The organism is Bradyrhizobium genosp. L, from assembly GCF_015624485.1.
GTDB lineage: Bacteria > Pseudomonadota > Alphaproteobacteria > Rhizobiales > Xanthobacteraceae > Bradyrhizobium.
Genome location: NZ_CP061378.1, coordinates 452,195 through 476,679 on the forward strand (window position 1 = coordinate 452,195; position 24,485 = coordinate 476,679).

20 protein-coding genes are annotated in these 24,485 nt (G+C 64.6%); 12 read left to right on the top strand and 8 right to left on the bottom strand.

Annotation, left to right across the window (positions count from 1 at the left end; all coding sequences use genetic code 11):
- Nucleotides 1–58 precede the first annotated feature (58 nt).
- The 6 genes from IC762_RS02150 to IC762_RS02175 all read left to right on the top strand — a co-directional run bounded on the left by IC762_RS02150 (nucleotide 59) and on the right by IC762_RS02175 (nucleotide 7,039).
- Nucleotides 59–1,585 carry a sugar ABC transporter ATP-binding protein gene (locus IC762_RS02150; RefSeq protein ID WP_195787019.1) on the top strand — a complete coding sequence of 509 codons (1,527 nt, stop codon included), beginning with the start codon at nucleotides 59–61 and terminating at the stop codon, nucleotides 1,583–1,585.
- Nucleotides 1,582–2,643, top strand: a complete 1,062-nt coding sequence (locus IC762_RS02155) for an ABC transporter permease (RefSeq protein ID WP_195787020.1) — start codon at nucleotides 1,582–1,584, stop codon at nucleotides 2,641–2,643. Before IC762_RS02150 ends, IC762_RS02155 begins: the two co-directional genes overlap by 4 nt.
- A 77-nt stretch (nucleotides 2,644–2,720) precedes the next feature.
- On the top strand, nucleotides 2,721–4,073 hold the full coding sequence (locus IC762_RS02160) for a carbohydrate porin (RefSeq protein WP_195789962.1): 1,353 nt from the start codon (nucleotides 2,721–2,723) through the stop codon (nucleotides 4,071–4,073).
- A gap of 40 nt (nucleotides 4,074–4,113) precedes the next feature.
- Nucleotides 4,114–4,878 carry an ATP-binding cassette domain-containing protein gene (locus IC762_RS02165; protein ID WP_195787021.1) on the top strand — a complete coding sequence of 255 codons (765 nt, stop codon included), beginning with the start codon at nucleotides 4,114–4,116 and terminating at the stop codon, nucleotides 4,876–4,878.
- Nucleotides 4,878–5,960, top strand: coding sequence for an ABC transporter permease (locus IC762_RS02170; protein ID WP_195787022.1), 1,083 nt, complete (start codon nucleotides 4,878–4,880; stop codon nucleotides 5,958–5,960). Before IC762_RS02165 ends, IC762_RS02170 begins: the two co-directional genes overlap by 1 nt.
- Nucleotides 5,961–6,106: 146 nt before the next feature.
- Nucleotides 6,107–7,039: a sugar-binding protein gene (locus tag IC762_RS02175; protein ID WP_195787023.1), complete on the top strand. Its 933-nt coding sequence runs from the start codon at nucleotides 6,107–6,109 to the stop codon at nucleotides 7,037–7,039.
- A 120-nt stretch (nucleotides 7,040–7,159) separates the two neighbouring features.
- On the opposite strand, the gene IC762_RS02180 is transcribed toward IC762_RS02175, so the two are convergent.
- The gene (locus IC762_RS02180) at nucleotides 7,160–8,182 is read right to left on the bottom strand and encodes an LLM class flavin-dependent oxidoreductase (protein ID WP_195787024.1); all 1,023 of its coding nucleotides are present in this window, start codon (nucleotides 8,180–8,182) and stop codon (nucleotides 7,160–7,162) included.
- Between the two features lie 537 nt (nucleotides 8,183–8,719).
- Here IC762_RS02180 and IC762_RS02185 point away from each other — a divergent pair.
- Both IC762_RS02185 and IC762_RS02190 read left to right on the top strand, forming a co-directional pair.
- Nucleotides 8,720–9,571, top strand: coding sequence for a hypothetical protein (locus IC762_RS02185; protein ID WP_195787025.1), 852 nt, complete (start codon nucleotides 8,720–8,722; stop codon nucleotides 9,569–9,571).
- Nucleotides 9,572–9,651: 80 nt separating this feature from the next.
- Entirely contained in the window at nucleotides 9,652–10,656 is a 1,005-nt protein-coding gene (locus tag IC762_RS02190; protein ID WP_195787026.1) for a hypothetical protein, read from the top strand.
- 100 nt (nucleotides 10,657–10,756) lie between these two features.
- Here the strand turns inward: IC762_RS02190 and IC762_RS02195 are convergent, their stop codons facing one another.
- The 3 genes from IC762_RS02195 to IC762_RS02205 all read right to left on the bottom strand — a co-directional run bounded on the left by IC762_RS02195 (nucleotide 10,757) and on the right by IC762_RS02205 (nucleotide 15,980).
- Complete coding sequence (locus tag IC762_RS02195; RefSeq protein WP_195787027.1) at nucleotides 10,757–12,076, bottom strand: Hsp70 family protein; 1,320 nt, start codon at nucleotides 12,074–12,076, stop codon at nucleotides 10,757–10,759.
- A gap of 143 nt (nucleotides 12,077–12,219) precedes the next feature.
- Complete coding sequence (locus tag IC762_RS02200; protein ID WP_195787028.1) at nucleotides 12,220–13,584, bottom strand: carbohydrate porin; 1,365 nt, start codon at nucleotides 13,582–13,584, stop codon at nucleotides 12,220–12,222.
- A 17-nt stretch (nucleotides 13,585–13,601) separates the two neighbouring features.
- Complete coding sequence (locus IC762_RS02205) at nucleotides 13,602–15,980, bottom strand: glucose/quinate/shikimate family membrane-bound PQQ-dependent dehydrogenase (protein ID WP_195787029.1); 2,379 nt, start codon at nucleotides 15,978–15,980, stop codon at nucleotides 13,602–13,604.
- A gap of 280 nt (nucleotides 15,981–16,260) precedes the next feature.
- Between IC762_RS02205 and IC762_RS02210 the strand changes: the two genes are divergently transcribed.
- Nucleotides 16,261–17,010, top strand: a complete 750-nt coding sequence (locus tag IC762_RS02210) for a class I SAM-dependent methyltransferase (RefSeq protein WP_195787030.1) — start codon at nucleotides 16,261–16,263, stop codon at nucleotides 17,008–17,010.
- On the opposite strand, the gene IC762_RS02215 is transcribed toward IC762_RS02210, so the two are convergent.
- Genes IC762_RS02215 through IC762_RS02225 form a run of 3 tightly spaced genes read right to left on the bottom strand, consistent with a single transcriptional unit; the run spans nucleotide 17,007 to nucleotide 20,740 of the window.
- Nucleotides 17,007–18,287 (bottom strand): MFS transporter, encoded by a 1,281-nt coding sequence (locus IC762_RS02215; RefSeq protein ID WP_195787031.1) that lies wholly within the window; start codon nucleotides 18,285–18,287, stop codon nucleotides 17,007–17,009. The genes IC762_RS02210 and IC762_RS02215 overlap by 4 nt on opposite strands.
- 30 nt (nucleotides 18,288–18,317) lie before the next feature.
- A complete protein-coding gene (locus IC762_RS02220; protein WP_195787032.1) occupies nucleotides 18,318–19,775 on the bottom strand; it encodes an NAD(P)-binding domain-containing protein in 1,458 nt (485 codons plus the stop codon).
- Entirely contained in the window at nucleotides 19,772–20,740 is a 969-nt protein-coding gene (locus IC762_RS02225; RefSeq protein WP_195787033.1) for a LysR family transcriptional regulator, read from the bottom strand. The genes IC762_RS02220 and IC762_RS02225 overlap by 4 nt, the downstream gene beginning before the upstream one ends.
- Nucleotides 20,741–20,818: 78 nt before the next feature.
- Between IC762_RS02225 and IC762_RS02230 the strand changes: the two genes are divergently transcribed.
- From IC762_RS02230 to IC762_RS02240, 3 genes are read left to right on the top strand one after another with little or no spacing between them, the layout of a single operon-like run.
- Nucleotides 20,819–21,982: a PLP-dependent cysteine synthase family protein gene (locus IC762_RS02230; RefSeq protein ID WP_195787034.1), complete on the top strand. Its 1,164-nt coding sequence runs from the start codon at nucleotides 20,819–20,821 to the stop codon at nucleotides 21,980–21,982.
- A complete protein-coding gene (locus IC762_RS02235; protein WP_195787035.1) occupies nucleotides 21,979–22,464 on the top strand; it encodes a CMD domain-containing protein in 486 nt (161 codons plus the stop codon). Before IC762_RS02230 ends, IC762_RS02235 begins: the two co-directional genes overlap by 4 nt.
- Complete coding sequence (locus IC762_RS02240; RefSeq protein WP_195787036.1) at nucleotides 22,461–23,033, top strand: peroxidase-related enzyme; 573 nt, start codon at nucleotides 22,461–22,463, stop codon at nucleotides 23,031–23,033. Before IC762_RS02235 ends, IC762_RS02240 begins: the two co-directional genes overlap by 4 nt.
- Before the next feature lie 193 nt (nucleotides 23,034–23,226).
- Here the strand turns inward: IC762_RS02240 and IC762_RS02245 are convergent, their stop codons facing one another.
- Nucleotides 23,227–24,354: a threonine synthase gene (locus IC762_RS02245; protein ID WP_195787037.1), complete on the bottom strand. Its 1,128-nt coding sequence runs from the start codon at nucleotides 24,352–24,354 to the stop codon at nucleotides 23,227–23,229.
- Nucleotides 24,355–24,485: the final 131 nt, after the last annotated feature.

Here is a 24,485-nt window from a genome sequence, read left to right on the forward strand (position 1 = left end):
CGTGCTCCATCGCCCGGCCGCCATGGGCCGCCGGGCGATGCGTTGGGGGGAATGCCAAATGGCGGAGACGCTGCTCGAGCTCGTCGGGATCAGCAAGACGTATCCGGGGGTCAGGGCCCTGGATGACGTCAATCTGCGTGTGTGCCGCGGCGAGATACTGGGTCTGATCGGCGAGAACGGCGCCGGCAAATCGACGTTGATGCGCGTGCTTGGCGGCGTGATCGCGCCGAGCGAGGGCATGATCCGCGTTGGCGGCAACGAGCATGCCCGCATGACGGTGAACGAGGCGACGCAGGCCGGCATCGCCTTCGTGCATCAGGAGCTGAACCTGTTCGAGAATCTCGACGTCGCGGCCAACGTCTTCATCGGGCGCGAGAAGCTGACCGGCGGTCCGCTCAAGCTGGTGGACAACGCAGAGATGCGCGCGCGCGTCACGCCGCTGCTGGCGCGGCTCGGCGCCGATTTCACGCCGGATACGCTGGTCGACAATCTGTCGATCGCCGAGCGCCAGATGGTGGAGATCGCCAAGGCGCTCTCGATCGACGCCCGCGTCATCATCATGGACGAGCCGACCTCCAGCCTGACCATCTCGGAGACCGAACGGCTGCTCGAGGTGATCGCCGACCTCAAGGCGCACGGCATCTCGGTGATCTACATCTCGCATCGGCTGGGCGAGATCATGACCTGCGCCGACCGCGTCGTGGTGCTGCGCGACGGTCGCACGGTCGGTGAGCTGGCACGGGACGAACTCAGCCATGCCGCAATGATCCGGCTGATGATCGGCCGCGACCTGAAGTCGCTCTACACGCCGCCGAAGCAGTCGCCGCAGCCGGGTGGCTGCGATATCGCGGGCCTGGTCACGACCGCGTTCCCCGATCGCGAAATCAATCTTTCCGTGCGCCGTGGCGAGATCCTCGGCCTGGCCGGGCTGGTCGGTGCCGGCCGCACCTCGCTCGCCCGCGCGGCGTTCGGCATCGACCCGCTGCTGGGAGGCGAGATCAGGATCGACAATTCGTCGGTGGGTGTTACCTCGCCGCGCGACGCGATCAGGCAGGGCATCTATCTGGTGCCGGAGGACCGCAAGAAGTCCGGGCTCGTGCTGGAGCTGCCGATCCGCGAGAACGTGACGCTCGCGAGCCTGCTGGACTATGCGCGGATGTGGCTGGTCAACGGTGCGGCCGAGCGCAAGGTCGCCAAGGACCAGGCGAGACGCCTCTCCATCAAGGCGCCGACCGTCGACATGGAAGCGGTGACGCTGTCCGGCGGCAACCAGCAGAAAGTCGTGCTGGGCAAGTGGCTCTCGATGCAGCCGCGCGTGATGTTCTTCGACGAGCCGACCCGCGGCATCGACGTCGGCGCCAAGAGCGAGATCTACGTGCTGATGCGCGACCTCGCCGACCAGGGCGTGGCCATCGTGATGATCTCCTCGGACATGGAGGAGGTGATCGGCGTCTCCGACCGGGTCGCCGTGATGCATGAAGGCAGCATCAGCGGCGTGCTCGAGCGCGAGCAATTCAGCGAATACAACGTGTTGCGGCTGGCGATGGGCCAGGTACTGGAAACCACGGGAGCCGCCGCGCAATGATGAAGAAGGAACTCGGCCTGCTGCTGCTGCTGGTGGTGATCTCGGCGATTACGGGCGCGATCAATCCGGCGTTCCTTTCGGTGGTGAACCTGCTCAACATGGCCAATCTGATCGGCCTGTTCGGCGTGTTTGCGCTGGGCGAGGGGCTCGTGATCATCACGGGCGGCATCGATCTTTCGCTCGGCTCGATGTTCGCGCTGCTTGGCGTGGTCTTCATCGACCTTCTGACGACCTATCAGATCGCCTGGCCCATCGCGCTGCTGCTGGTGCTGCTGGGCGGCCTGGGGCTGGGCGGCATCCAGGGCTTCCTGATCACGCGCCTGAAGATGCAGCCGTTCATCGTGACGCTGTGCGGGCTGCTGATCTATCGCGGCGCCGCGCGCTACTACACCAGCGATTCGACGCGCGGCTTCGGCTACGGGGACGAGGCGGCGACGCTGAGCAACATCGCCTCCGGCAACATCGCGGGCATCCCGAACACCTTCATCTTCCTGATCATCCTTGCGCTGATCCTCGGCGTGCTGCTGCATCGATCGGTCTATGGCCGCTGGCTTTACGCCGTGGGCAAGAACGAGGAAGCGGCGCGCTTCTCCGGGATCAGCACCAATTTCGTGATCGCGACCGCCTATATCATCAGCGGCGGGCTCGCCGGGGTCTCGACCGTGCTGTTCGTGTTCTACACCAACTCGGTCTCGCCGAGCTCGTTCGGAAATTTCTACGAGCTCTACGCGATCGCGGCCGCCGTGCTCGGCGGGTGCAGCCTGCGCGGCGGCGAGGGCTCGATTCTCGGCATCGTGCTGGGCACGGCGCTGCTGCAGGTGCTGCAGAACCTGGTGAATATCCTGGGCATCCCGAATTCGCTGAACTTCGCGGTGATGGGAACGGTGATTCTGATCGGCGTGCTGGCGGATCAGCAGTTGCAGGCCCGCAGGCGACGCCAGATCGCGCTGGCCGGCGTCGCCCGCACGGCGTCGAAATCTGCAGTTGGACAGGGAAGGCAGGGCGTATCGCCGCGCAACGCGGCTGCGTTGCCGACGAGGACGGGCGATCACGCATGACGGTACGTTCCAGGCTGGATGGCTTTGGGCCGGAACGTGACCAAAATAACAAAGCCGGGGACGCTGGAGTGCAGAAAATGTTGCAAGGGTCTGTAAACGCCGCACGGGCATGCGGCTTGGGGATCGCGTTGTTATCTCTGTTGGGTGGTGGGGCGCATGCGGCCGATCTCTTCACCAAGGCGCCGGCCGTTCCCTACCTCGATACGACCGATGATTTCTGGACGAGACCGTATCTGTTCGGCGATCTCGGCAGGACCGCGCTGAAGGAGCGGGGCATCTCGCTGGCCCTGACGCTGGGTGACGAAGCCGTCGGCAATCTGTCGGGCGGCGACAGGAAAACCAGCGCCAACGCCGGACAGCTGTTCTTCCAGGCCAAGTTCGACATGGCGAAGCTCGCCGGCATCCAGGGCGGCTTGGTCGGACTGACGATCGTCGACCGCTTCGGCGACAATCTCAATACCGAAGCAAATATCCCGGCGCTGCAACTGACCAACGAAGTGTTCGGTCGCGGCAACATCGCGCGCCTGACCGAACTCTACTACTCGCAGAAACTCTTTGATGGTCAGCTCGAACTGAAGGGCGGCCGTCTTCCGGTCGGCTCCGACTTCTTCTTCGGCCTGTGCGAGTTCGTCAACCTGACCTTCTGCGGCGGCCAGCCCGGCAACATCCAGGGCGGCTACATCTACAACTGGCCGGTCAGCCAGTGGGCCGGCGTGGTCCACTACAACTTCGCCAAGAACTTCCAGCTGTCGGTCGGCGTCTACGACGCCAATCCGAATTATCTGACCACATCAGACCCCACCACCTACTATCTGCCGGGCGTCCCCGGCTCGAGCCCGGCCTCCGGCGTGCTGGTGCCGGTGGAAGTGGTCTGGGCGCCGAGCGCTCCCCTGGATGGCACCTGGCGGTTCGGCGGCTGGTATGACAGCGCGTCGACGATCGATGGCGGCCTGCCCGGCATCATCGCGATCTCGCCGGGCACCGGTGGCGTGTCCGACCAAAATCTCGGGGATTCACGCGGCCGCTATGGCGTCTATGAATCGATCCTGCAGCGCCTGACCGTTGACGGCCCGAAGGCACAGGGTTGGTACACCTTCCTCAACACCACCGTCGCCGATCACCGCACGTCGTACCAGGATTACCAGATCGCGTGGGGCGTCAAGCACACCGGAACCTTCGCCTCGCGGCCCGAGGACGAAGTCGGCTTCGCGGTCGGCACCACCCACGTCAACACCGCTGCGCTCACCCCGAATGCCGGCGGCAACGAAATTCCGTTCGAAGCCTGGTACGGCTGGCAGGCGACCGGCTGGATGAACCTCAAGTTCGACGCCCAGTACGTGATCAATCCCGGCGGTCGCGGGTATAATGCCGCCGGTCTGAAGACCGACAATGCCTGGGTTCTCGGTCTGCGCACCCTGGTCCACTTCTGATCCGGCGGTACGCTGCCAGCATGCCTGAGCGAGGCCGATCATGGTGACTCCTCACGACGCCGGGCTCGCGGTCCTGGAGTTGAAGGGCATCGGCAAGGAGTTCGGCGCCATTCGCGCATTGAATGGCGTCGACCTGCGCATCTCGCCCGGCGAAGTGGTCGGCCTGATGGGCGACAACGGCGCCGGCAAATCGACACTGGTCAAGATCATCGCCGGCAATTTCCCGCCGTCCAGCGGCGAGATCCGCTTTGACGGCGCGCCGGTTCACTTCAGCCGTCCGATCGATGCCCGCGCGGTCGGCATCGAGGTGGTCTACCAGGACCTCGCGCTCGCCGACAATCTCACGGCGGCGGCCAATGTCTTCCTCGGCCGCGAGCTCAAGCGCAAGCTCGGGCCGTTCGCGCTGCTCGATCACAAGGCGATGGCGGCGCGCGCGCTGGAGTTGTTCGGCGAGCTGCGCTCGGAGACCCGCCCGCACGACCTCGTCAAGCAGATGTCGGGCGGCCAGCGCCAGGCGGTGGCGATCGCGCGGACGCGGCTCTCCAACGCCAAGCTCGTGATGATGGACGAGCCGACGGCCGCGATCTCGGTCCGCCAGGTCGAGCAGGTGCTCGGCCTGATCCATCGCCTCAAGGAGCAGGGCGTCGCTGTGATGCTGATCTCGCACCGCATGCCCGACGTGTTCGCGGTCTGCGATCGCGTCGTGGTCATGCGCCGGGGCGAGAAGCGCGCCGACAAGGCGATCTCGGACACCAGCCCGGAGGAAGTCACCTCCCTCATCACCGGCGCGAGGGAGGCCGCGTGATGACCATGCATCAGGAAACTCCCATCACCTTCAGCAATGTCGGCAAGGCCAAATGGTGGCACAGCGGGATCTTCGCCTCGCAGACCGGCTATGTCCTGCTCGCGCTGCTGGTGCTGTTCGTGGTGATGAGCTTCGCGAGCCCGTATTTCCTCACCCAGGGCAATTTGCAGAACGTCGCGAAGAACTTCTCCTTCATCGCGATCGCCACGCTCGGCGTGACCTTCGTCATCATCACGGCCGGCATCGATCTCTCGGTCGGCTCGACGATGTGCTTTGCCGCGATGATCACCTCGATGGTGATGACATCGATCTCGACGCCGGGGATGCCCGGCGCCGACTGGTTCGTGCATCTCGCCGCAGACGGCAAGACCGTGATCGCCAATGTGCCCGGCGCGATCCTGCTGGTCTCGGTCCTGGCCGGGCTCGGCGTCGCGCTGGCGGTCGGCCTCGTCAACGGCTTCTGCATCGCGGTGCTCGGGCTGTCGCCGTTCGTCACCACGCTCGGCATGCTCTCGATCGTGCGCGGCCTCGGCTACGTCGTCTCCAACGGCCGCGGCAGTTTTCCGAGCGGCCCCGACGCCGATTATCTCTACGCGCTGACATCGGGCGTCGTGCTCGGCATGCCCGCGCCGTTCATCTATCTCGTGGTGCTCGCGCTGGCGATGGCCGTCGTGCTGCATCACACCGGCTTCGGCCGCCACGTCTTCGCCATCGGCGGCAACGAGAAGGCGGCGGCGCTGACCGGCATTTCGGTCGTGCGGGTGAAGATCGCGGTCTATGTGATCTGCGCGCTCGCGGCGGGCCTGCAGGGCATCGTCGTCTCGGGCTGGCTCGGCTCGGCGCCGGCGAACATGGCGACGTCCTACGAGCTCAACGTCATCGCGGCCGCGGTGATCGGTGGTGCCAATCTGGCCGGCGGCGTCGGCGGCCCGCTCGGCGCCATCGTCGGCTGCGTGCTGCTCGAGGTGATCCGCAACGGCCTCGTGCTCGCGCAGGTCAATTCCTACTGGCAGCAGACCCTGGTGGGCGTGATCATCATCGCTGCGGTGCTGGTCGATCGGATGCGATCGCGCATGGCCTAGAGCATGATCCGGAAAAGTGGGAACCGGTTTTCCGAACAGATCATGCTCAGACAAAGAAAGTTCGTTCGGGAGGATAACGAAATGATCGTCTATCCGCCTCCCGGAGCCGTCTAAAGGGATAGGCACGAAAAATGTGGAGGGAAGCCATGAGGAAAGTACTTCTTGCCGGCATGTTCGTCGCCCTGATGGCGACGCCGGGGTTTGCTCAGAGCTACAAATTCGTGATCGTGCCGAAGGCCATGAACAATCCGTTCTTCGATTTCGCGCGCGACGGCTGCCAGAAGCGCGCCAAGGAGCTCGGCAACGTCGAATGCATCTATAAAGGGCCGGTCGAGCACGAGCCGGCGACGCAGGCGCAGATCATCCAGGATTTCGTCACCCAGAAGGTCGACGGCATGGCGATCTCGGTCGCCGACGTCGCCGCGATGACCAAGTCGATCGAGGCGGCGACGGCAGCCGGCATTCCCGTCATCACCTTCGACTCGGATGCGCCGGGCTCGAAGCGGATCGCCTATATCGGCACCAACAACAAGGATTTCGGCGTCGCGCTCGGCAAGCAATTGCTGAAGCTGCGGCCCGACGGCGGCAAATATGCCATGATCTCCGGCGGACCCGGCGCCGAGAATCTGGCCGAGCGCGTCAACGGCGTCCGCGAAGCGCTCAAGGGTTCGAAGTGGACCGAAGTCGGGGGATCGCCGACCTTCTGCAACGACGATCCGGCGCTCGGCGTGCAGCAGATGACCGATCTGCGTACCGCAACGCCCGACCTCGCGGCGATCATTCCGGTCGGCGGCTGGCCGATGTTCGCGCCGGAAGGTTTCAAGGCGTTCGCCTCCCGAAGCAAGAAGGACATCGACGCCGGCAAGTTCACGCTCGTCGTCGCGGATACGCTCAGGATGCAGCTCGAGCTCCTGAACGAGGGTTATGCCAACGCGCTGGTCGGCCAGCGTCCGTTCGAGATGGGCGAGAAGGCGATGGATACGCTGCTCGCGATCAAGAAGGGCCAGAAGGTTCCGGAGATCGTCTACACCGGGCTTGATCTCGTGACGAAGGACAACGTGGCTTCGATGTTGAAGTAGGAACGTTCGCCAGCCCCCACGTTCCTGCACGCCTCTCCTGATCCGGGAGAGGCCAGAGGGGAGCCTCCGCCATTCCCCCGAAGATAAGGCGGAGGCTCCCCTTCTTGCATTCGCTGTCACTCAGCGCCAGCCGAGTGCGGGCGCGACATGGGTCAGGATCGCTTCGATCGCGTGCACGTTGTAGGCGACGCCCAACTGGTTGGGCACGGTCAGCAGCAAGGTGTCGGCCTCGGTGATCGCCTCGTCGGCGCGCAGTTGCTCGATCAGGACATCGGGCTCGGCGGCATAGCTGCGGCCGAAGATCGCGCGCGTGCGCGGATCGATGAAGCCGATCTGGTCCTCGGAGCCGCGGTCGCCGCCGAAATAGGCGCGGTCGCGATCGTCCATCAGCGCGAAGATGCTGCGGCTCACCGACACCCGCGGCTCACGCGTATGGCCGGCCTCCTTCCAGGCGGCGCGGTAGGCGCGGATCTGCGCGGCCTGCTGCACATGGAATGGTTCGCCGGTCTCGTCATTCTTCAAGGTCGAGCTCTGCAGGTTCATGCCGCGCTTGGCGGCCCAGACCGCGGTCGCATTCGAGCCGGCGCCCCACCAGATCCGCTCGCGCAAGCCCTCGGACAGCGGCTCGAGCCGCAGCAGGCCCGGCGGGTTCGGAAACATCGGCTGCGGATTGGGTTTTGCAAACCCCTCGCCACGCAACAGATCGAGGAAGATCTCGGCGTGACGCCGCCCCATGTCGGCATCGCTCTCGCCCTCGGCCGGCTGATAGCCGAAATAGCGCCAGCCCTCGATCACCTGTTCCGGCGAGCCGCGGCTGATGCCGAGCTGCAGGCGCCCGCCCGCGATCAGGTCGGCGGCGCTGGCGTCCTCGATCATGTAGAGCGGATTCTCGTAGCGCATGTCGATGACGCCGGTGCCGATCTCGATCCGGCTGGTCCTGGCGCCGACCGCCGCCAGCAAGGGGAACGGCGAGGCGTGCTGGCGCGCGAAGTGATGGACGCGGAAGTACGCGCCATCAGCGCCGAGCTGCTCGGCGGCGACCGCGAGCTCGATCGATTGCAGCAGCACGTCGGCGGCGGAGCGGGTCTGCGACTGCGGCGAGGGCGTCCAGTGCCCGAAGGAGAGGAATCCGATCTTTTTCATGCGGGGCATCTAAGCATGCCGGCGGTGAATTGCGATGCCCTCGCGCGAGGGCGATAGCAGCGAGGATATGCGCTCGGATTCTCGCGACATGAATTGTCCGAGCTTTGCATCTCGTTTCGCTCCCTCTCAGGTAGAGGGTGCAGGGAAAGCCGGGCGCCGGTTGCACCCGCGGATGCCGTGCAGCAAAAAGCGCGGGAGTAGGACCCCACAGGTGTAACCGGGAATATCCCCGGCTTTCCCTGCGCGATGGGTTACGGCTTATACGTGCTCGCCCCGGTGAGACTGGGCTTTTGTATCACTGCCATCCGCAGTGCTTTTGCATCACTAGAATCGACACCTGCCAACTAGGGCGGCAGGCCTGCACGATTTCGCCGTCCGCCTCGCATGCTGTCGTTACTGACATGCTCGACGTCCACCGCACCCCACCGCCCGTTCGTGACGTGCACAACGCTCCTCTCATCCGGCGGGACGAGCGGAATTAAACCGCTGATTTGCCCGACGACGGAAGCGGAATATTTCCCCGCGGGGACTGGAAGCATGTGGCGCATTGATTGCGCTCACGAATTTCGATCTTACGCGCAGGCTCGATGTCCAAGATTACGGGATCCCGCCGACCGGCGGCCTTCGCCAGCGACCCTGCTTTTGGTCTTGGTTGAACAGGAAACTTTCTATAGCATCTACCGGAGATTGATAACCGGGGCGGGGGCAACGGTGCGGCTTTATGCGTTAAACGTTATTGCTTTGTCAGTTTTATTGGTCTCGTGCGCTCAGCAGCCGCAGCAGCTTTGGCTGAAGCCGGGGGCGGCCCAGGAAGAATTTGGTCAAGACCGGTATGCTTGCTTGCAAGGGGCGCAACAGCCAAGTTCTTCGGCCTACTTGAACCGGTACGGTGGCGTCGCAAATAGCAACATGATCACCAACGGCGGGCTGTTTGATGCCTGCATGAATTCCAAGGGTTGGATTCTCACTCCAGTAACAGATGTAAAGGGCTTTAACGAGGCCGTGAGACCACTCGGGGAGGAGCGGCGAGCAATCTGTACGAGAGCGGACCTTCAGGCGGTTTGGAAAAAGACACCGTGCAAAGCGTCCGATATGGCACAGCCGCAATTATCCGATCGATCGAAAATTTCTGGAGAAGAAAAAATTGCGGTAGCGAGGTGGCAGGATTTTATCCAAGTCAGCAATGGAAATTTGGCGTCACTCTATCGCCAGTACGATCCCAAAAATGGAGATGCCGTAGCATCCGTCCTTGAACGGAGTTCATCTGATTTCAGGCAGCTTGCGTTGGAGCTTTCGAACGGCAGCATTCCTTGGGGCGAGTTTAACAAACGGCGCGTGGAGATAAACAAGCGAACTGAGGAAGATCAAAAAATTGCGCTCACTTACTAACAGCTCAGGCTGCGTCGTGATCGCAAATTTGTCCGCGCGCATTCAGAACGATAGTGTGCAACAATACTCGACGTCAAATCATGTCTGATGCTCCGACTCGGATCCTAAGCGGCACGCTGCTACTCATCTATCTTGTCTTCATTCTTTCGGGCGGGATCTGCGTCGTCTTTTCGTTGATCATTTATCTCTACTGGACTGCGGCGTCATTTTGGTCTGGCGTACTGGGTAACGTCGGATGCAGTATCCTTGCATCAGCATTCACGCTCTATTTGATCCAACGCTTCACCGATAAGATTAATCTGGAGATACAGAGGGGCAATTGGGTCGAAATGGAAGCCATCGTCGCTCGGGCCATTCGTTCGCTCGATTCCAAAATCAGCAACCTTGAGTCCTACACCCATAGAGACGCTCTCCGTTTAGAGGGCCTGTCTGATCATCTTCTCGACGATGGCTTCCGTAAGATGTCGATCCGTTCGGGTATCGAACGGGCTTTTTCAGCCGTCGGCGGCGAAGTTGACGACGAATTCATCCGAGGCGGCAGAAATCTAGTCGTGAAGTTGAAGGACGGAAAATCCTTCTTTCCAAAAAGGATCGGAACCTTAGAGAGCCGCGTTCGAAACAAGTTGCAAACGACAGTGTTGATCTTTCATCCGGAGAGTGAGCATCTCTCCGCCGTTGCTGATATGGACAATAACAAGCGAGGAAGGCCCTACATTCAAAAGCAAGACAGCGAGGCGGCGATACGACAGATGCACGCGATGCGGGATCGACTATCCGCAGATGGCGTCAGAACCGAGGAATTCGTGGAGTTCATCGGATATCGGTTCGTCCCGACATGGGTTGGGTTCCTCGGGCCCGAAATCGCGTACATCCATCTTTATTTCTCACACCCGTATCGAGGTCCGCTTAATACACTCGGCATCGTGAAAGGTTATGACGATAGCACCACCAATTGGTACGCTTCCTATGACCGTGATATTGAAGAAACTGTGCGGCAAGCGAAGGAAGAGCTTGGTTGGAATCTGTGGGAACATCGCATTGATGAGGTGGCTGGATCGAGAAGGGGCCGGGGGCCGCGTTCCTAGATTCGAGCCGCAGCACATCAGCCGCCAACCGCGCAATAGGGCAAGTACGCAATGGATAGTCATGCCGCTGATGGTTCTCGACACTTTCCCGATCATATCCTCACGCCGCCTCCGCAACCGTCCACCGATCCGGGTCTGCCGTATGCCCGATCAGCGCCAGCCCGTAAGCGATCGACTCGAACTGGTCCGCCGAGGTCAGCCGCGCGGCGCCGAAGCGTTCGGCGAACAGGCGCTGCACGGCGGGGACGAACGAGGTGCCGCCGGTCAGGAACACTTTCTCGACGTCGCGCGCGGTGATGCCGGATTTGGCCAGCGCCTCGTCGACGGTTGCGCCGAGACGTTCGATATCGTCGGCGATCCAGCTCTCGAATTTCTTGCGGGTGACAGTTGCGCCGATGTCGATACCCTCGCGGGCGAAGCGGAACTCGACGCGGTCCTTGGTCGACAGCGCGACCTTGGTGTCGGAGACGGCGCGGTACAGCGCGAAGCCGAGATCGTAGTCGACGATGGTGATGAAATCGTGCAGCGGGGCGGGATCGAGTGCGGTGCGCGCGAGCTGCTGCAGCTCGCGCAGGTCGCCATTGCCCTTCATCATCGCGAGCTGATGCCAGCGGGCGAGGCTGGAATAATAGTGATTGGGGATCGGCAGCTCCTTGTCGAAGGAGCGGTAGTGGGTGCCTTTGCCGAGCCGCGGCGAGACGATGTGGTCGACGATGCGGTAGTCGAAGGTGTCGCCGGCGATGCCGATGCCGGCATGCCCGAGCGGCTCGGCGCGCAGCGCGCCGCCGACGCGCGAAAAGCGCATCACCGAGAAGTCGCTGGTGCCGCCGCCGAAATCGGCCACCAGCACGGTGGCGTCGTGATCGAGGCTGCGCGCGAAGGAGAAGGCGGCGCCGACCGGCTCGTAGACATAGCGGGCGTGGCCGGCGCCCAGCCGCTCGAACGCGGCGCGGTAGCGCTGCATCGCGAGCTCGTCATTGGGATTGCCGCCGGCAAATTTCACCGGCCGCCCGACCATGATGGTCGGCGCGCCGAGATCGAAACCGTCGCCGGCATGGCGCGCCAGCGTGCGCAGGAACGCCGCCAGCAAATCCTCGAACTTGTAGCGCTGCCGGAAGATCTGCGTGGTATTGAAGGCCGAGCTCGCCGCAAAGGTCTTGAACGACTGGATGAAGCGATGGATGGTGCGGCCTTCGAGGAACTGCTCGATCGCCCACGGGCCGCCCTCGGCGCGCGGATGCAGGCCGGCGCCCGGCCGCTCCTCCCAGAAGCACAGCGCGGAGATGTACGTGCTGTGGCTGCGGCCGCCATGGTCGAAGCGGATGGCCTCGACGCGGCCGTCGCCATCGGCCAGCGCGACCACGGTGTTGCTGGTGCCGAAATCGACGCCAATCGAGACGGGGCGCGGGGCGCTCGACATGTCCATGCTCTGATTGTGATCTGAAGGGGGCGGACGTTTAGCGGCTTTGGCTGCGCTTGCCAACCCGCTTGACGTCGCGGTGGTCGCGCCCCAGCGCATAGGTCCTGCGCTTCGTGTTCGCGGAACGGCTTGACGATGCGGTCTCAGAAATTCGCAACCGTCTTCAGGCCGAATACCAACGCGTTCGGGTTGGCACCGGTCCCGCCGGGGTCGACGACGTATTGGATGTTCGGTCGGATCTGCAGGCCGGCGAGCGGCCGGTAGGTGTAGTAGAGCTCCATGGCGTATTCGTTGCCCTGGACGGCCACCGGACCGAGGCCGAGCAGATTCTGCAGCTCCTCCGACCAGGCGATGCGGCTGTTGACATGGGTGGTGCCGACCGCAAATCCGATGTCGTCCTGAGGCCGTGACGGCAGCAGGCCGGTATAGGTCAGGCCGCCCGCGACCTGGTAGTCGGTGGTCGCGGTGCGGCGATCCGCCATGGTCGCGTTGAAGAACAGGCTCAGCACACCCGCGGCATTGGCCCGTGATGGGCGAAGCACCTCCTGAACGAAACTGACATAGCCGCCGTAACGCCCGCGGCTCTGCACCAGCGGCTGCCCTGAGAGGACGGCCGGAATGCCGTTGGCGTCGGTGACCACGTCGGCGGCGGTCGAGGTGTCATACCAGCCGCCGAACTTGTAGCTGCCCGCGAGATTGCCGAACTTCGGCAGCCAGGCGATCTCCGCCGGAATCAGCAGGCCGGTCGATCCCGAATAGAACACCGGAAGCGCTGATTGCGACACCCGCAGATAGCCGGGATTGGAGTCGAACACGCCGAACTGAAAATAGCCGAAGCCCTGCAGGTTGAACTTCAGCCGGGTGGCCCAATAGCTGACGGGCCAGTTGTAGATGTAATTGCCGACCAGGTTGCCGGGCTGCGCGCCGCAGAAGGTCAGGTTCTGGAAGTCGCAGGCGAAGGATGCGAAATCCTCGCCGAACGGGATCCGCCCGATCTTCCAGTCGATCATGCCGCCGGCGAATTTCTGGTCGTACCAGAAATCCGTCAGCCGCAACGTCTGGCCGCGTCCGAACACCTCTTGCACCTGTTGCAGCGTGCCGAGGCCGGCATCGTCGCTCAGATTGCTGCCGTTGCGGTCGGTCCATGTCACTTGGACCGTGCCGCCGGGCACGACACCGAGCTTTGCCAGATCGAACGTCGCGCCGAACACCCATTGATCGGTGTAGGCTACCTGCTGCCGCTGGCCGCCCGTCGCATTGCCGGCGACCTCGCTGGTGTAGCCGAACTGGAAATCGATGCCGGCGTTCAGCAGCCGGGTTCGCGCGCCGTTCCAGTCACCGAGCAGCCACGGCACAGGTGCCTGCGCCGGGCTTGTGCCGGTGGTGGGGATCGTCAGGTCGGCGGCCGACGCAACGTGGCTGCCCGCGCAGGCTGAGATCGCAACGAGCGCGAGCCGCATGTAGAATGCCGTCGGATGCTTCGCTCGATTCCCGGATGACACGATCATGGCGACGCTCCCGCCGTTCAATCCTTCAACGCGTAGGCGATCACGTAATCGCCGCGCTTGGTGCCGAACGAGCCGTGGCCGCCGGCGGCGGTGACGACATATTGCTTGCCGCCGGCCTCGTAGCTCATCGGGGTCGATTGGGCGCCGGCGGGCAGGCGATCCTCCCAGAGCACCTTGCCGTTGCGCACGTCGTAGGCGCGGATCGTGTACTCATAGGTGCCGGTGTAGAACGCGACGCCGCCGGCGGTGGTCATCGGGCCGCCCAGCATCGGCACGCCCATCTTGAACGGTGGCAGCGGCAGTGGCGTGGTGTCACGGATCGTGCCGTTGGGATGCTGCCAGACGATCTTCATCGTCTTGAGATCGATTGCGGCCATCGAGCCCCAGGGCGGCCGGTAGCACGGCACGGAGAGCGGCGACAGGAAGCTCGAAATATCCACCCCGAACGGCGTGCCGTACATCGGCTGCGATCCCACCTCGCTGCCGACAGGTTTGTCGGCCGTCGGCGCCGGCGGATTTTGCGGGCCGCGCGGCAGCAGTTTTGAGGCGAACGGCAACGACATCGGGTTGGCGATGGCGATCTGCCTGACCGGATCGACCGCGATGCCGCCCCATTCGAACATGCCGAGATTGCCCGGGAAGACCAGGGTGCCCTGCAACGATGGCGGCGTGAACGTGCCCTCGTAGCGCAATTTATGGAACATGATCCGGCACACCAGCTGGTCGAAGATCGTGCCGCCCCACATGTCCGCGCCGGTCAGTTTTGCCTCGGGGCGGAAGGTCAATTCGGAGAACGGCTGCGTCGGCGCGGTGCGGTCGCCGGGCGCGGGCCCTTGCGGGACGGGGCGTTCCGGCGCCGGCACGATCAACTCGCCGGTCCTGCGGTCGAGCACGAAGATGTTGCCGACCTTGGTCGGCTGGATGATCGCAGGCACGACGCCCTTCGCCGTGGTCACATCGACCAGGCTGGGCTGCGAGGGCACGTCCATGTCCCAGAGATCGTGATGCACGGTCTGGTACGACCAGGCGCGCTTGCCGGTATTGACGTCGAGCGCGACGATCGAGCTCGAATAGCGCTCGACCAGCGCATCGCGATTGCCGCCCCAGATGTCCGGCCCGTTGTTGCCGGTCGGGATGTAAACCAGGTTCAATTTCGGATCGAACGCGGCGCTGATCCAGGAATTCGGCGAACCGTTGGTGTAGTGCCGCGTCGGCGACGGCAGCGCGTTCTCGTCTTCGGCGGCGGAATCCCAGGCCCAGACCAGTTTGCCGGTGTAGACGTCGAAGCCGCGGATCACACCGGAGGGCACTTCGACGGCGTAATTGTCGATGACAGCGGCGGCAACGACCAGGATCTTGTCGCTGACCACCGGCGGCGACGTCGGCTCGAAGAAGCCCGCCGTCGTGATCCCCATTCCTTTCTGCAAGTCGAGGATGCCGTGATCGGCAAAGCTCTCGCAGGGCTTGCCGCTGTCGGCATCGAGCGCGATCATGCGGCCGTCATTGACGGGGAGAAAGATTCTGCGCGGACATTCGGCCGGCGCCGGCGCGCCGCCGGAGTCGACCGCGCCCGGTGCGGTCTCGTGGTAGGAGACGCCGCGGCAGGTCATGTGCTGGAACGTCTTGTTGAACACGAGCTTTGGATCGTAGCGCCAGCGCTCGGTGCCGGTCTTCGCGTCGAGCGCGAACAACACCTGGTGCTGCGAGCAGAGATAGAGCGTATCGCGCACCTTGATCGGGGTGACCTCGAAGGTGGTCTCGCCGGAATCCTCCGGCGTCTGCACATCGCCGGTGCGGAAGGTCCAGGCCACCTTGAGGTTGCCGACGTTGTCAGGCGTGATCTGCTTCAGCGGCGAATAACGCTGCCCGAACTGCGTGCGTCCATAGGCGCGCCAGTCGCCATCCGGCTGCGGGTCGGCTTCGCTCTGCGGCACCGCGGAGCTGGCCTCGGCGATCGTGCCGTTGATGTCGTGATAGCTCGACAGCAGCGCGATGACGAGCACGGCCGATGCGATCACGACGCCGCCCCACAGCGGCGCCGTCGCGCTGGCGTAGGACACCGGCTGGTTTCGCGTGAGACCGCGAACGATCACCGGTGTCAGCAGCCACAGCGCCATCGGGAAGATGACATCGCCGCGCGCCGCGAGCGGCCACCAGTCGAACTGCACCTCATACACCGCCCAGGCCAGCGTGCCGACCAGCACGATCGCAAACAGCCACAGCGCGGAGCGGCGCTGCGCCAGCAGCAGCCCGGCGGTGGCGAGAATGCCGATGCCGAGGACGATATAGAAGATCGACCCGCCCAATGCGGCGAGCCAGATGCCGCCGCCCGCGATGACCAGGCCGATCAAACCGTAGATGACGGCCGTGATGAAGACTGCCCTGGATCGCGGCATGGCTGCTCCCCGTGCGGAAGAGGGACTGGGCTTATCCCGGCGCAAGCGCAACAGACCGCGTCCGCTTTTCGGGAAGCTTCGTCCAATCACCTGTCGGTGGCAACCGGGAACTGCGGTATTGATGCAACATCTGCGTGTGAAATCGTGATGCAAAAACCTGGTGAGCAAAATTGCCTAAAAATTTGCGCGCAGCGAATTTTGAATGGGCGCGCTCTTCCAGTCGTGTGCAGCCACTGCTCTATACCCATCCTGCACACAGCATGGCGCGCAGGAGCAGCAAATGACACTGAACCCCACGGCATTGAACTACCGCGGCGCGGTCGGCGCCTACGAGGCTGGCCGGCCCAGCTATCCGGCGGAGATCGTCGCTGCCTTGCCACTCCAGGCCGCGCACTGCGTCGTCGATCTCGGCGCTGGAACCGGCAAGTTCACCCGTCTGCTGCTGCCGCATCTGTCCCCGACTGCACGGCTGGTCGCGGTCGAGGCGGTCGCCGAGATGTCGGCCGCGCTGGCCAAAGAACCGCGGATCGAGGTCATCAACACGCGCGCCGATGCGATCGGGCTGGAAACCGGCAGCGTCGATCTCGTCACTTGCGCCCAGGCCTTCCACTGGTTCGACAACGAGGCGTCGGTGGCCGAGATCGCGCGCATCCTGCGTCCCGGCGGATCGTTCGCGCTGGTCTGGAATGTCCGCGACGACGGCACGCCGTGGGTGCTTGCGCTGTCCCGCATGATCGAAAAATATGCCGGCGATACGCCGCGGCATCAATCGGGACGATGGCGGTGGGTTTTGAACGATCCGCGCTTCGCGCTCGAGCGGGAGATCGTGCAAGATCATCCGCACCGGATGGCGCGGCAAGGCGTCTACGCGCGCGTAGTGTCGACGAGCTATGTCGCCGCGCTTGCCGATGCCGAAAAGGCCGTGGTACGCGCGCGGACCGACGAGATCCTGCGCGAGGCCGGTCTCGGTGATGCCGACGAGGTGGTGTTTCCCTACGTCACGCGGCTCTATCTGTTGAAGCGGGTCTAACCCGGTTCGCGCTTGATGTCGGCGGGCCGCATCGCGATGACAGAGATCAGGCCGAGGCCGACGCCGATCATCACATAGAGGATCGGCGCCAGCGGCGAGGCCGTCAGCGCGATCAGCCAGGTCACGAAGAACTGCGCGAAGCCGCCCGAGATCAGCACCGCGACGTTGTTGACGATCGAAAGCGAGGTCGAGCGGATCCGGGCCGGGAACAGCTCGACCAGCGTGGTGCAGTAGACGCCGAGGAAGAAAGCGCCGAAGCATCCGATCACGACCTGGGCCACCAGCAGCTTCATGATCGACGGCCCCGCGATCACCCAGCTGTACAAGGGGTAGAGCAGGACGAAATAGCCGGTCAGCGACGCCAGCAGCAGCGGCTTGCGCGGAGCGCGGTCGGAGATCGCGCCGGCGATCGGCACCACGATCACCATCACCAATGCCGCGATCATCTGCACCAGGAAGCTCTGCATCAGCGGCAGCTTCAGCACCTCCTTGGCGTAGGTCACGGTGTAACCGAAGGTGACGTAGAACGAGACCGCGCTCGCGACCACCATGCCCATGCCGATCAGATAGTTGCGGCCCGGACGCTTCAAATCGCTGGTGAACGCGGCGCGCGGTGCCGCCGCCTTGTCCTTGCGCAGCGCGTCCGGCTCGACCAGCCTTGCGCGCATCACCAGCAGGATCGGAATGATCGCCAGGCCGATCAGGAAGGGAATCCGCCACGCGCCGGCCGCGAGCTGTTCCGGCGTGAACATCAGGGTCAGGCCGGCGCCCAGCGTCGCGCCGAGCGCATTCGCCATCAATTGCCCTGATATCTGCCACGAGCCGTAGAAACCGGTGCGGCCGGGCGGCGCGGCCTCGATCAGGTACGCGGTCGAGGTGCCGAACTCGCCGCCGACCGAAAATCCCTGCAGCAGGCGCGCGACCAGCACGATGAACGGGGCCGCGGCGCCGACCGTGGCATAGGTCGGCGTCAACGACAGCATGGCGACCGCCAGCGCCATCAGCCCCATGCCGAGCGTCATCGCGGCCTTGCGGCCCTTGGCGTCGCCGTAATAGCCGAGCACGAGGCCGCCGATCGGCCGCATCACGAAACCGGCGCCGAACAAGGCGGTGGTCAGCAGCAGCGCGTTGATCTCGCTGCCGGGAATGTTGGGGTCGACCGGAAAGAACAGGCTTTTGATGACCGGGGTCATCAGCGCGAAGATCGTGAAGTCGTACCATTCCATCGCATTGCCGGCGATCGCCGCCACGATGGCACTCCGGTTGGTGGTCTGCATCTCGGCTGGCCTGTGGTTTGAGGGGCGGCTTTATCCCGCTGAAGGTGTCGCGTCGGCGTCGGTCCATTCGTCGCCGAGCAGCTCGGGCGTCGCGAACGCCTTGAGGCTTTCGAAATGGTGTGCGCGATCCTCGACGAACAGCTCACGCACGAGGCCGCGCGCCAGCCGGTCGGCGCCCTCGCTGATCGCCGGGATGTCGCCTGAGAGCTTGCCGTGGCTGAGTGTCGCCGGATAGTTGAAGCAGTGCAGCCGCGCCAGCGCGGGACAGGCGCCCGGCACCTTCTCGAGGAATTCGAAGGTCTCGCCGAGATCGGGCGAGGATTCCAATTCGGCATTGGCCATGCCGTCCGGTGGCGTGAAGCGATCGGACCAGGTGCGGATGTGGGACGCGAACTCGGCGAGCTCCGGGCGCAGGCCGAAATCGACGTTGAAGCCGGTGCCGAAGATGATGAAGTCGGTCGGGTAGCGGCCCTTGGGCGTCGTCACCACCAGATGGTCGTTCTCAACCGCGAGATCGGTGACCGGGCTCGCCAGATGGAAATGCGATTGCTCGTGCGAGGAGATACGCAGCACGCTCGGCCGCGGCGGCGGGGTCTGCGCCCGCAACGTGTGATCGAGGAAGCGCCACTTCCAATCATCAGGCAGGCCGGCAAAGCCATGCACGACGCCCTGGCTGCCGATGCCGGTGAACTTGTTGATGCGCGGGATATCTGCCCGCCGGATGAAGAGATCGAGTCTCGCGGCACCGGCTTCCAGCGCGGTTGCCGCATTGTCCATCGCGGAAGCGCCGGCGCCGACCACGGCGACACGCTTGCCGCGCAGCTGCGCGAAATCGATGTCGTCGGCGGAGTGCGCCCAGAAGCGCTTGTCGATGGCATCCGCGAGCGGCGGCACATAGGGGCCGCCGAGGCCGTCGCGCCCGGTCGCCAGCACGACGTGACGCACGAGCAGTTTTCGCGCGATGCCGCGGTCGCTGATGTCGAGCGCCAGCAGTTCGTCGGGCCGCGCGTGGATGCGCTCGACCGTGACCTCGTTGCGCACGGGCAGGTCGAGCACCTTGCGATACCAGATCAGGTAGTCCATCCACATCGGGCGCGGCGCGCGGTCGAGTGTCTTCCACGCCGCCTCGCCATATTGCGCCTCATAGAAGGCGCGGAAGGTCAGCGCCGGCAGGCCCATCGCCGGTCCCGTCAGCTCCTTCGGCGAGCGCAGCGTGCGCATCCGCGCGAAGGTCACCCACGGCCCTTCCTGCCCGGTCGGCGCACGGTCGATCACCCTGTGATTGTCGACCCCGAGCCGCTTCAGCATCCCCGAGGTGACGAGGCCGGCCATGCCGGCGCCGACGATCACGACGTCGATCACGTCCTGGCCGTCGACCACGCGGCGCGGCACCCAGGATTTCGACGGCAGCTCGAGCCAGGCGAGGTCCTGCTTCAAGCGCGCCTCGAGCGCGGCTAGTCCGGTTGCGTCGGCCGCGGTCGGCGTCATGAACCTTCTCTCTCGAATGTCTCGACTTCGGGCAACGCGGCTTCGCCGCCATGCAGCTTCGCGCCGGGCATCAATGTGACTGCCGCGCGCAGCGCGCCGTTGATCGCCGCGAGCGTCGGCGTCAGCTCGCGCCCGGCCGGTGCGACCGCGGCGAACAGGAACGGAATGACGGCGTCGAGCGGGCGGGTGACGACGCCCTCCATCGAAAGGCTCGCCGTCAGCACCGGCTCGACGATCGCGATCCCGAGCGACTGCTTGGCCATCGCGATTGCCGTCAGCGAGGAGTTGGTGTCGATCATCTCGGCCGGCACAGCGCCCGCGCGCGCGATCGCCTCATCGACCCGGCGGCGGAGCCGGTAAGGATTGGCCATGGTCAACAGCCTTCGGCCGTCGAGATCCTTCAGGCGAATCGTCTTGCGCTTCGCCAGCGGATGATCGGCGGCAAGGCACGCCACGCACGGCACTTCGCAAACCCATTGCACGTCGAGGCCCGGGTGCTGCACCGGCAGGCTGGCGAGCCCGAAATCCACCGATTGCGACAGCACCGATTGCACGACGTTCTCGGCCGAGAGCGACTGCACATGGACCTGCCGCGGCAGCAGCGTTGGGTCCACCGTCGCCAGTGCGACCGGCACGATGCCGCCGGCCAGCGCCGGGATCGCGGCGAGGCTGAGCACCGGCAAGGCGCCGGCGCCGATTGCGGTTGCACGTTCGCGAATGTGCTTCAGCCCGAGCAGCAGCCGCTCGACCTCGGCGTGGAACAGGATGCCCTTCGGCGTCGGGCTGATGCGCGGCCCGTTCCGGGAAAACAGCAGATAGCCGACGTCGGTCTCCAGGTCCTGGATCTGCCGCGTCACCACCGGCTGCGAGCGGCCGAGCAGCCGTGCCGCGCCGGTGATGCTGCCGGCCGACATCACGGCCGCGAAGGCCTCCAGCAGGCGGATATCGATGACATCGTCTTGCATGACACGATCTTGTATCATCTGATTTTAGAATGATAGAGATTTCTTGATCCAAAATCCGGATCATGATTAAATGGCGCCATGTCGAACGGGTTTACGCCTCCCCGCCAGTCCCCATCGGCCGGTCCGAGCTACCGGCGCGGCTGGGTCGATGACGCCATCTCCGCGATCGAGGCGGATCAGTGCCGGACTGCCGACACCCATCTGATGCGGCTGATCGTGCCGGCGCTGTCCGGCATCGACATCTATCTGAAGGACGAATCGACCCATCCGACCGGCAGCCTCAAGCACCGGCTGGCGCGCTCGCTGTTCCTCTACGCGCTGTGCAACGGGCATATCCGCGAAGGCACTGCCGTGGTCGAAGCGTCGTCGGGCTCGACCGCGGTCTCCGAGGCCTATTTCGCACAGATGATCGACGTTCCCTTCTATACGGTGATGCCGCGCACGACGTCTTGCGAGAAGATCGCCGCGATCGAGCATTACGGCGGCAATTGCCATTTGATCGACGACGGCCGTGCGCTCTATGCCGAGGCCACCGCGCTCGCCGAGCGTCTCGGCGGTCACTACATGGACCAATTCACCTTTGCCGAGCGCGCCACCGACTGGCGCGGCAACAACAACATCGCCGAGTCGATCTTCACCCAGCTCAAGGGCGAGCAACGGCCGCAGCCCGAATGGATCGTGATGGGCGCCGGCACCGGCGGCACGTCGGCGACCATCGGGCGCTATCTGCGCTATCGCCAGTTTCCGACAAGGCTCTGCGTCGCCGATGTCGAGCACTCCGCCTTCTTCGACTGCTTCCGCACCCAGGATCGTTCCCATGTCTGCGAGCGGCCGACGCTGATCGAGGGCGTCGGCCGGCCGCGCTGCGAGCCGTCGTTCGTGCCTGGGGTCGTCGATCGCATGATGAAGATCCCGGATGCCGCGTCGATCGCCGCGATGAACGTGCTGTCGCGGCTGTTGCGGCGGGCGGTCGGCGGCTCGACCGGCACCAATTTCCTGGCGCTGTGCCGCCTGGCGTCGGAGATGCGCGATGCCGGCGAGACCGGATCGCTGGTCACGCTGATCTGCGATTCCGGCGAGCGCTACCGCCAGACCTATTACGATCCGGCGTGGCTCGCCGCCCGCGGGCTCGATCCTGCGCCTTATGAAGCCGCGTTGAACGCGTTCCTCGGCGGCGTGCAACCCCTCGGCCTCGCGGTCGAGGATGTGCCGAACCCCCGTGACCTCAGAGAGACTTCATGACCACGCTGATCGAAACCTTCGCTGGCGTTGCGCCGGGCTCGAAGCTTGGCGAAGCCATGACAATGCGGGCCGAGATCCTGCGGCTGAGCGAAGCCGCGCACGACGCCGTGCTGTTGCCGCGCGATCCCGGCGGGCTCAGTCACGCGCTGCGGGCCGCGCTCGCGGCGCGGATGTCCCGGCATGTCGGCAATGACGATCTGGCCGGTCACTACGACAACTATCTGGCGCATTCCGGCGATCTCGACGTCGCGCCGCTGGCGCATCCCAAGGGTCTCAGCGGCGAGCCGCGGCTCGATGCCGTGGCGCGCCATACCGATCTCCTGACGGTCGCACCGCGCGAGGCGACACGGCAGGACATCGAGCGGCTCAAGGCTGCCGGCGTCAGCGAGCCCGATATCGTGCGGCTCGCCGAGCTTGCTGCCTTCGTGAATTATCAACTGCGGGTCATCGCCGGCCTCAAGGTCTTGAAAGGCGTGCAATGAGCGAGTCGGTCCATCAGTTCATCGCCAAAGTCCCGACCTGGTCGCCCTATGTGACGCCGGTCGATCTCGCGACCGCGTCACCCGAGCAGCTCAAGGCGATGCAGGTGACGCCGTCGAGCACCGGGTTCACGCCCTATGTGCTGACGCTCGCGCATGACCCGGAATCGCTCGAGGTGCGCTCACCGCTGTTCAACCTGATCATGTACGGCAAGGATGGCCTGTCGTCGGCAGAGCGCGAGCTCGGCGCGGTCGGCGCATCGATCGTCAACCGCTGCGTCTATTGCGCCGCCGTGCACGCCTCGCGCTTCCTCGGCATCACCCGTCGCGCCGATGTGATCGACGCCATCTTCACTGATGAGCGCGACGCAAAACTGCCGCCGCGGGACCAGGCGCTGTTCGACTTCGCCGCAAAGCTCTCGACCACGCCGGTCGAGCTCGGACCTGAGGATGCCAAGGCGCTGACGGATGCCGGGTTGAGCGAGCTCGAGCAGCTCGATCTCGTGCTGTCGGCCGCGCTGTTCGGTTGGGCCAACCGGCTCATGCACACGCTGGGCGAACCTCGGGTGTGAAAAGATGTAGCGGCGGCGGGACTGCACCCCCTCGCCCCGTTCTTACGGGGAGAGGGTTGGGGTGAGGGGCTGCTTCCGCATACAAGGTGATAGACGGACTCGCGGAAACTCCCCCTCACCCGGAACGCATCTGACGATGCGTTCCGACCTCTCCCCGCAAGCGGGGCGAGGTGGAGCGAGCCTCCTGCTAACCCTACGCCAGCAGCTCGGTGATCAGCCCGGCGGCCTTGATGCCGGTCCCGCTGATGATGACGACGGTGCGCTGGCTTGCCTTGATCGCGTCGCGCTCATTCAGCACGTCGAGCGCAGCTGCGGCCGACGCCGAGGTCGGCTCGACGAACAGGCCGCTCTGCGCCATCCGCTTCAACGCCGCGATGATGCCATCCTCCGGAATCGCAATCGTGCCGCCGCCGCTCTCCTTCAGTGCGGCAATCATCTGCTTCAGCCGCAGCGGATGCTTGATCGCGGTGCCCTCGGCGATGGTCTTGCTCACTTCGCGGTTCACAGGCGTATCGACGCCGGCGACAAAGGAGGCATCGACCGGCGAGCAGTTCAGCGGTTGCGATGCGAATAGTCGTGGCAGCCGCGCGATCTGCCCGGCCGCCAGCAGCTCCTTGAAGCCGATATAGCAGCCGAGCAGGCTGCTGCCGGCGCCGACCGGCATGATGACATTGTCAGGCGCGGTGAAGCCGAAATCTTCCCAGATCTCGTAGGCCAGCGACTTGGTGCCTTGCAGGAAGAACGGCTGCCAATTGTGGCTGGAGTAGAAGATCTGTCTGGACTGCCGGATCGCTTCCGCCTCGGATTCCTCGCGCGGGCCTTCGACCAGTTGCACCTCGGCGCCGAAGGCATGCATCTGCGCAACCTTCATCGGCGAGGTCGTGGCCGGCGCAAGGATCTTGACCCGCATGCCGCCCGCGGCGCCGTAGGCCGACACCGACGCGCCGCCATTGCCGGAGCTGTCTTCCAGCACGGCATCGATGCCGAGCTGGCGCAGCAACGACAGCATCACCGTGGTGCCGCGGTCCTTGAAGCTTGCGGTCGGATTGAACCATTCGAGCTTGAAGTGCGGCCGCAGCTCACCCCACGCCTTCTCGACAACGGGCGTGCAGCCCTCACCCATCGTGATCGGCCGTGCGATCTCGACCGGCAGCGCGGCGCGGTAGCGCCACAGCGAACGTGTCGAACGATCGATCTCATCGCGCGCGATGCCCGCCAGCGGCGTCACCAGCAGCGGCTTGCCCTCGTCGGAGCACCAGCGCGGAACATCCAGCGGATAGAGCTTGCCGCTGAGCGGGTCGATGTAGCTGGGGAGTTGCATGTCCATCCAATCCTCAAGGGCCGGTCGGCTCGCGACCGAGAACGAAGGCCGGCAGCGCCGTGAGGTCGTTCCGCATCACGATGGGGGCAGGCGCCCCGTCCGGCAAGCTCATTCTGGCCCGATTATGCCAC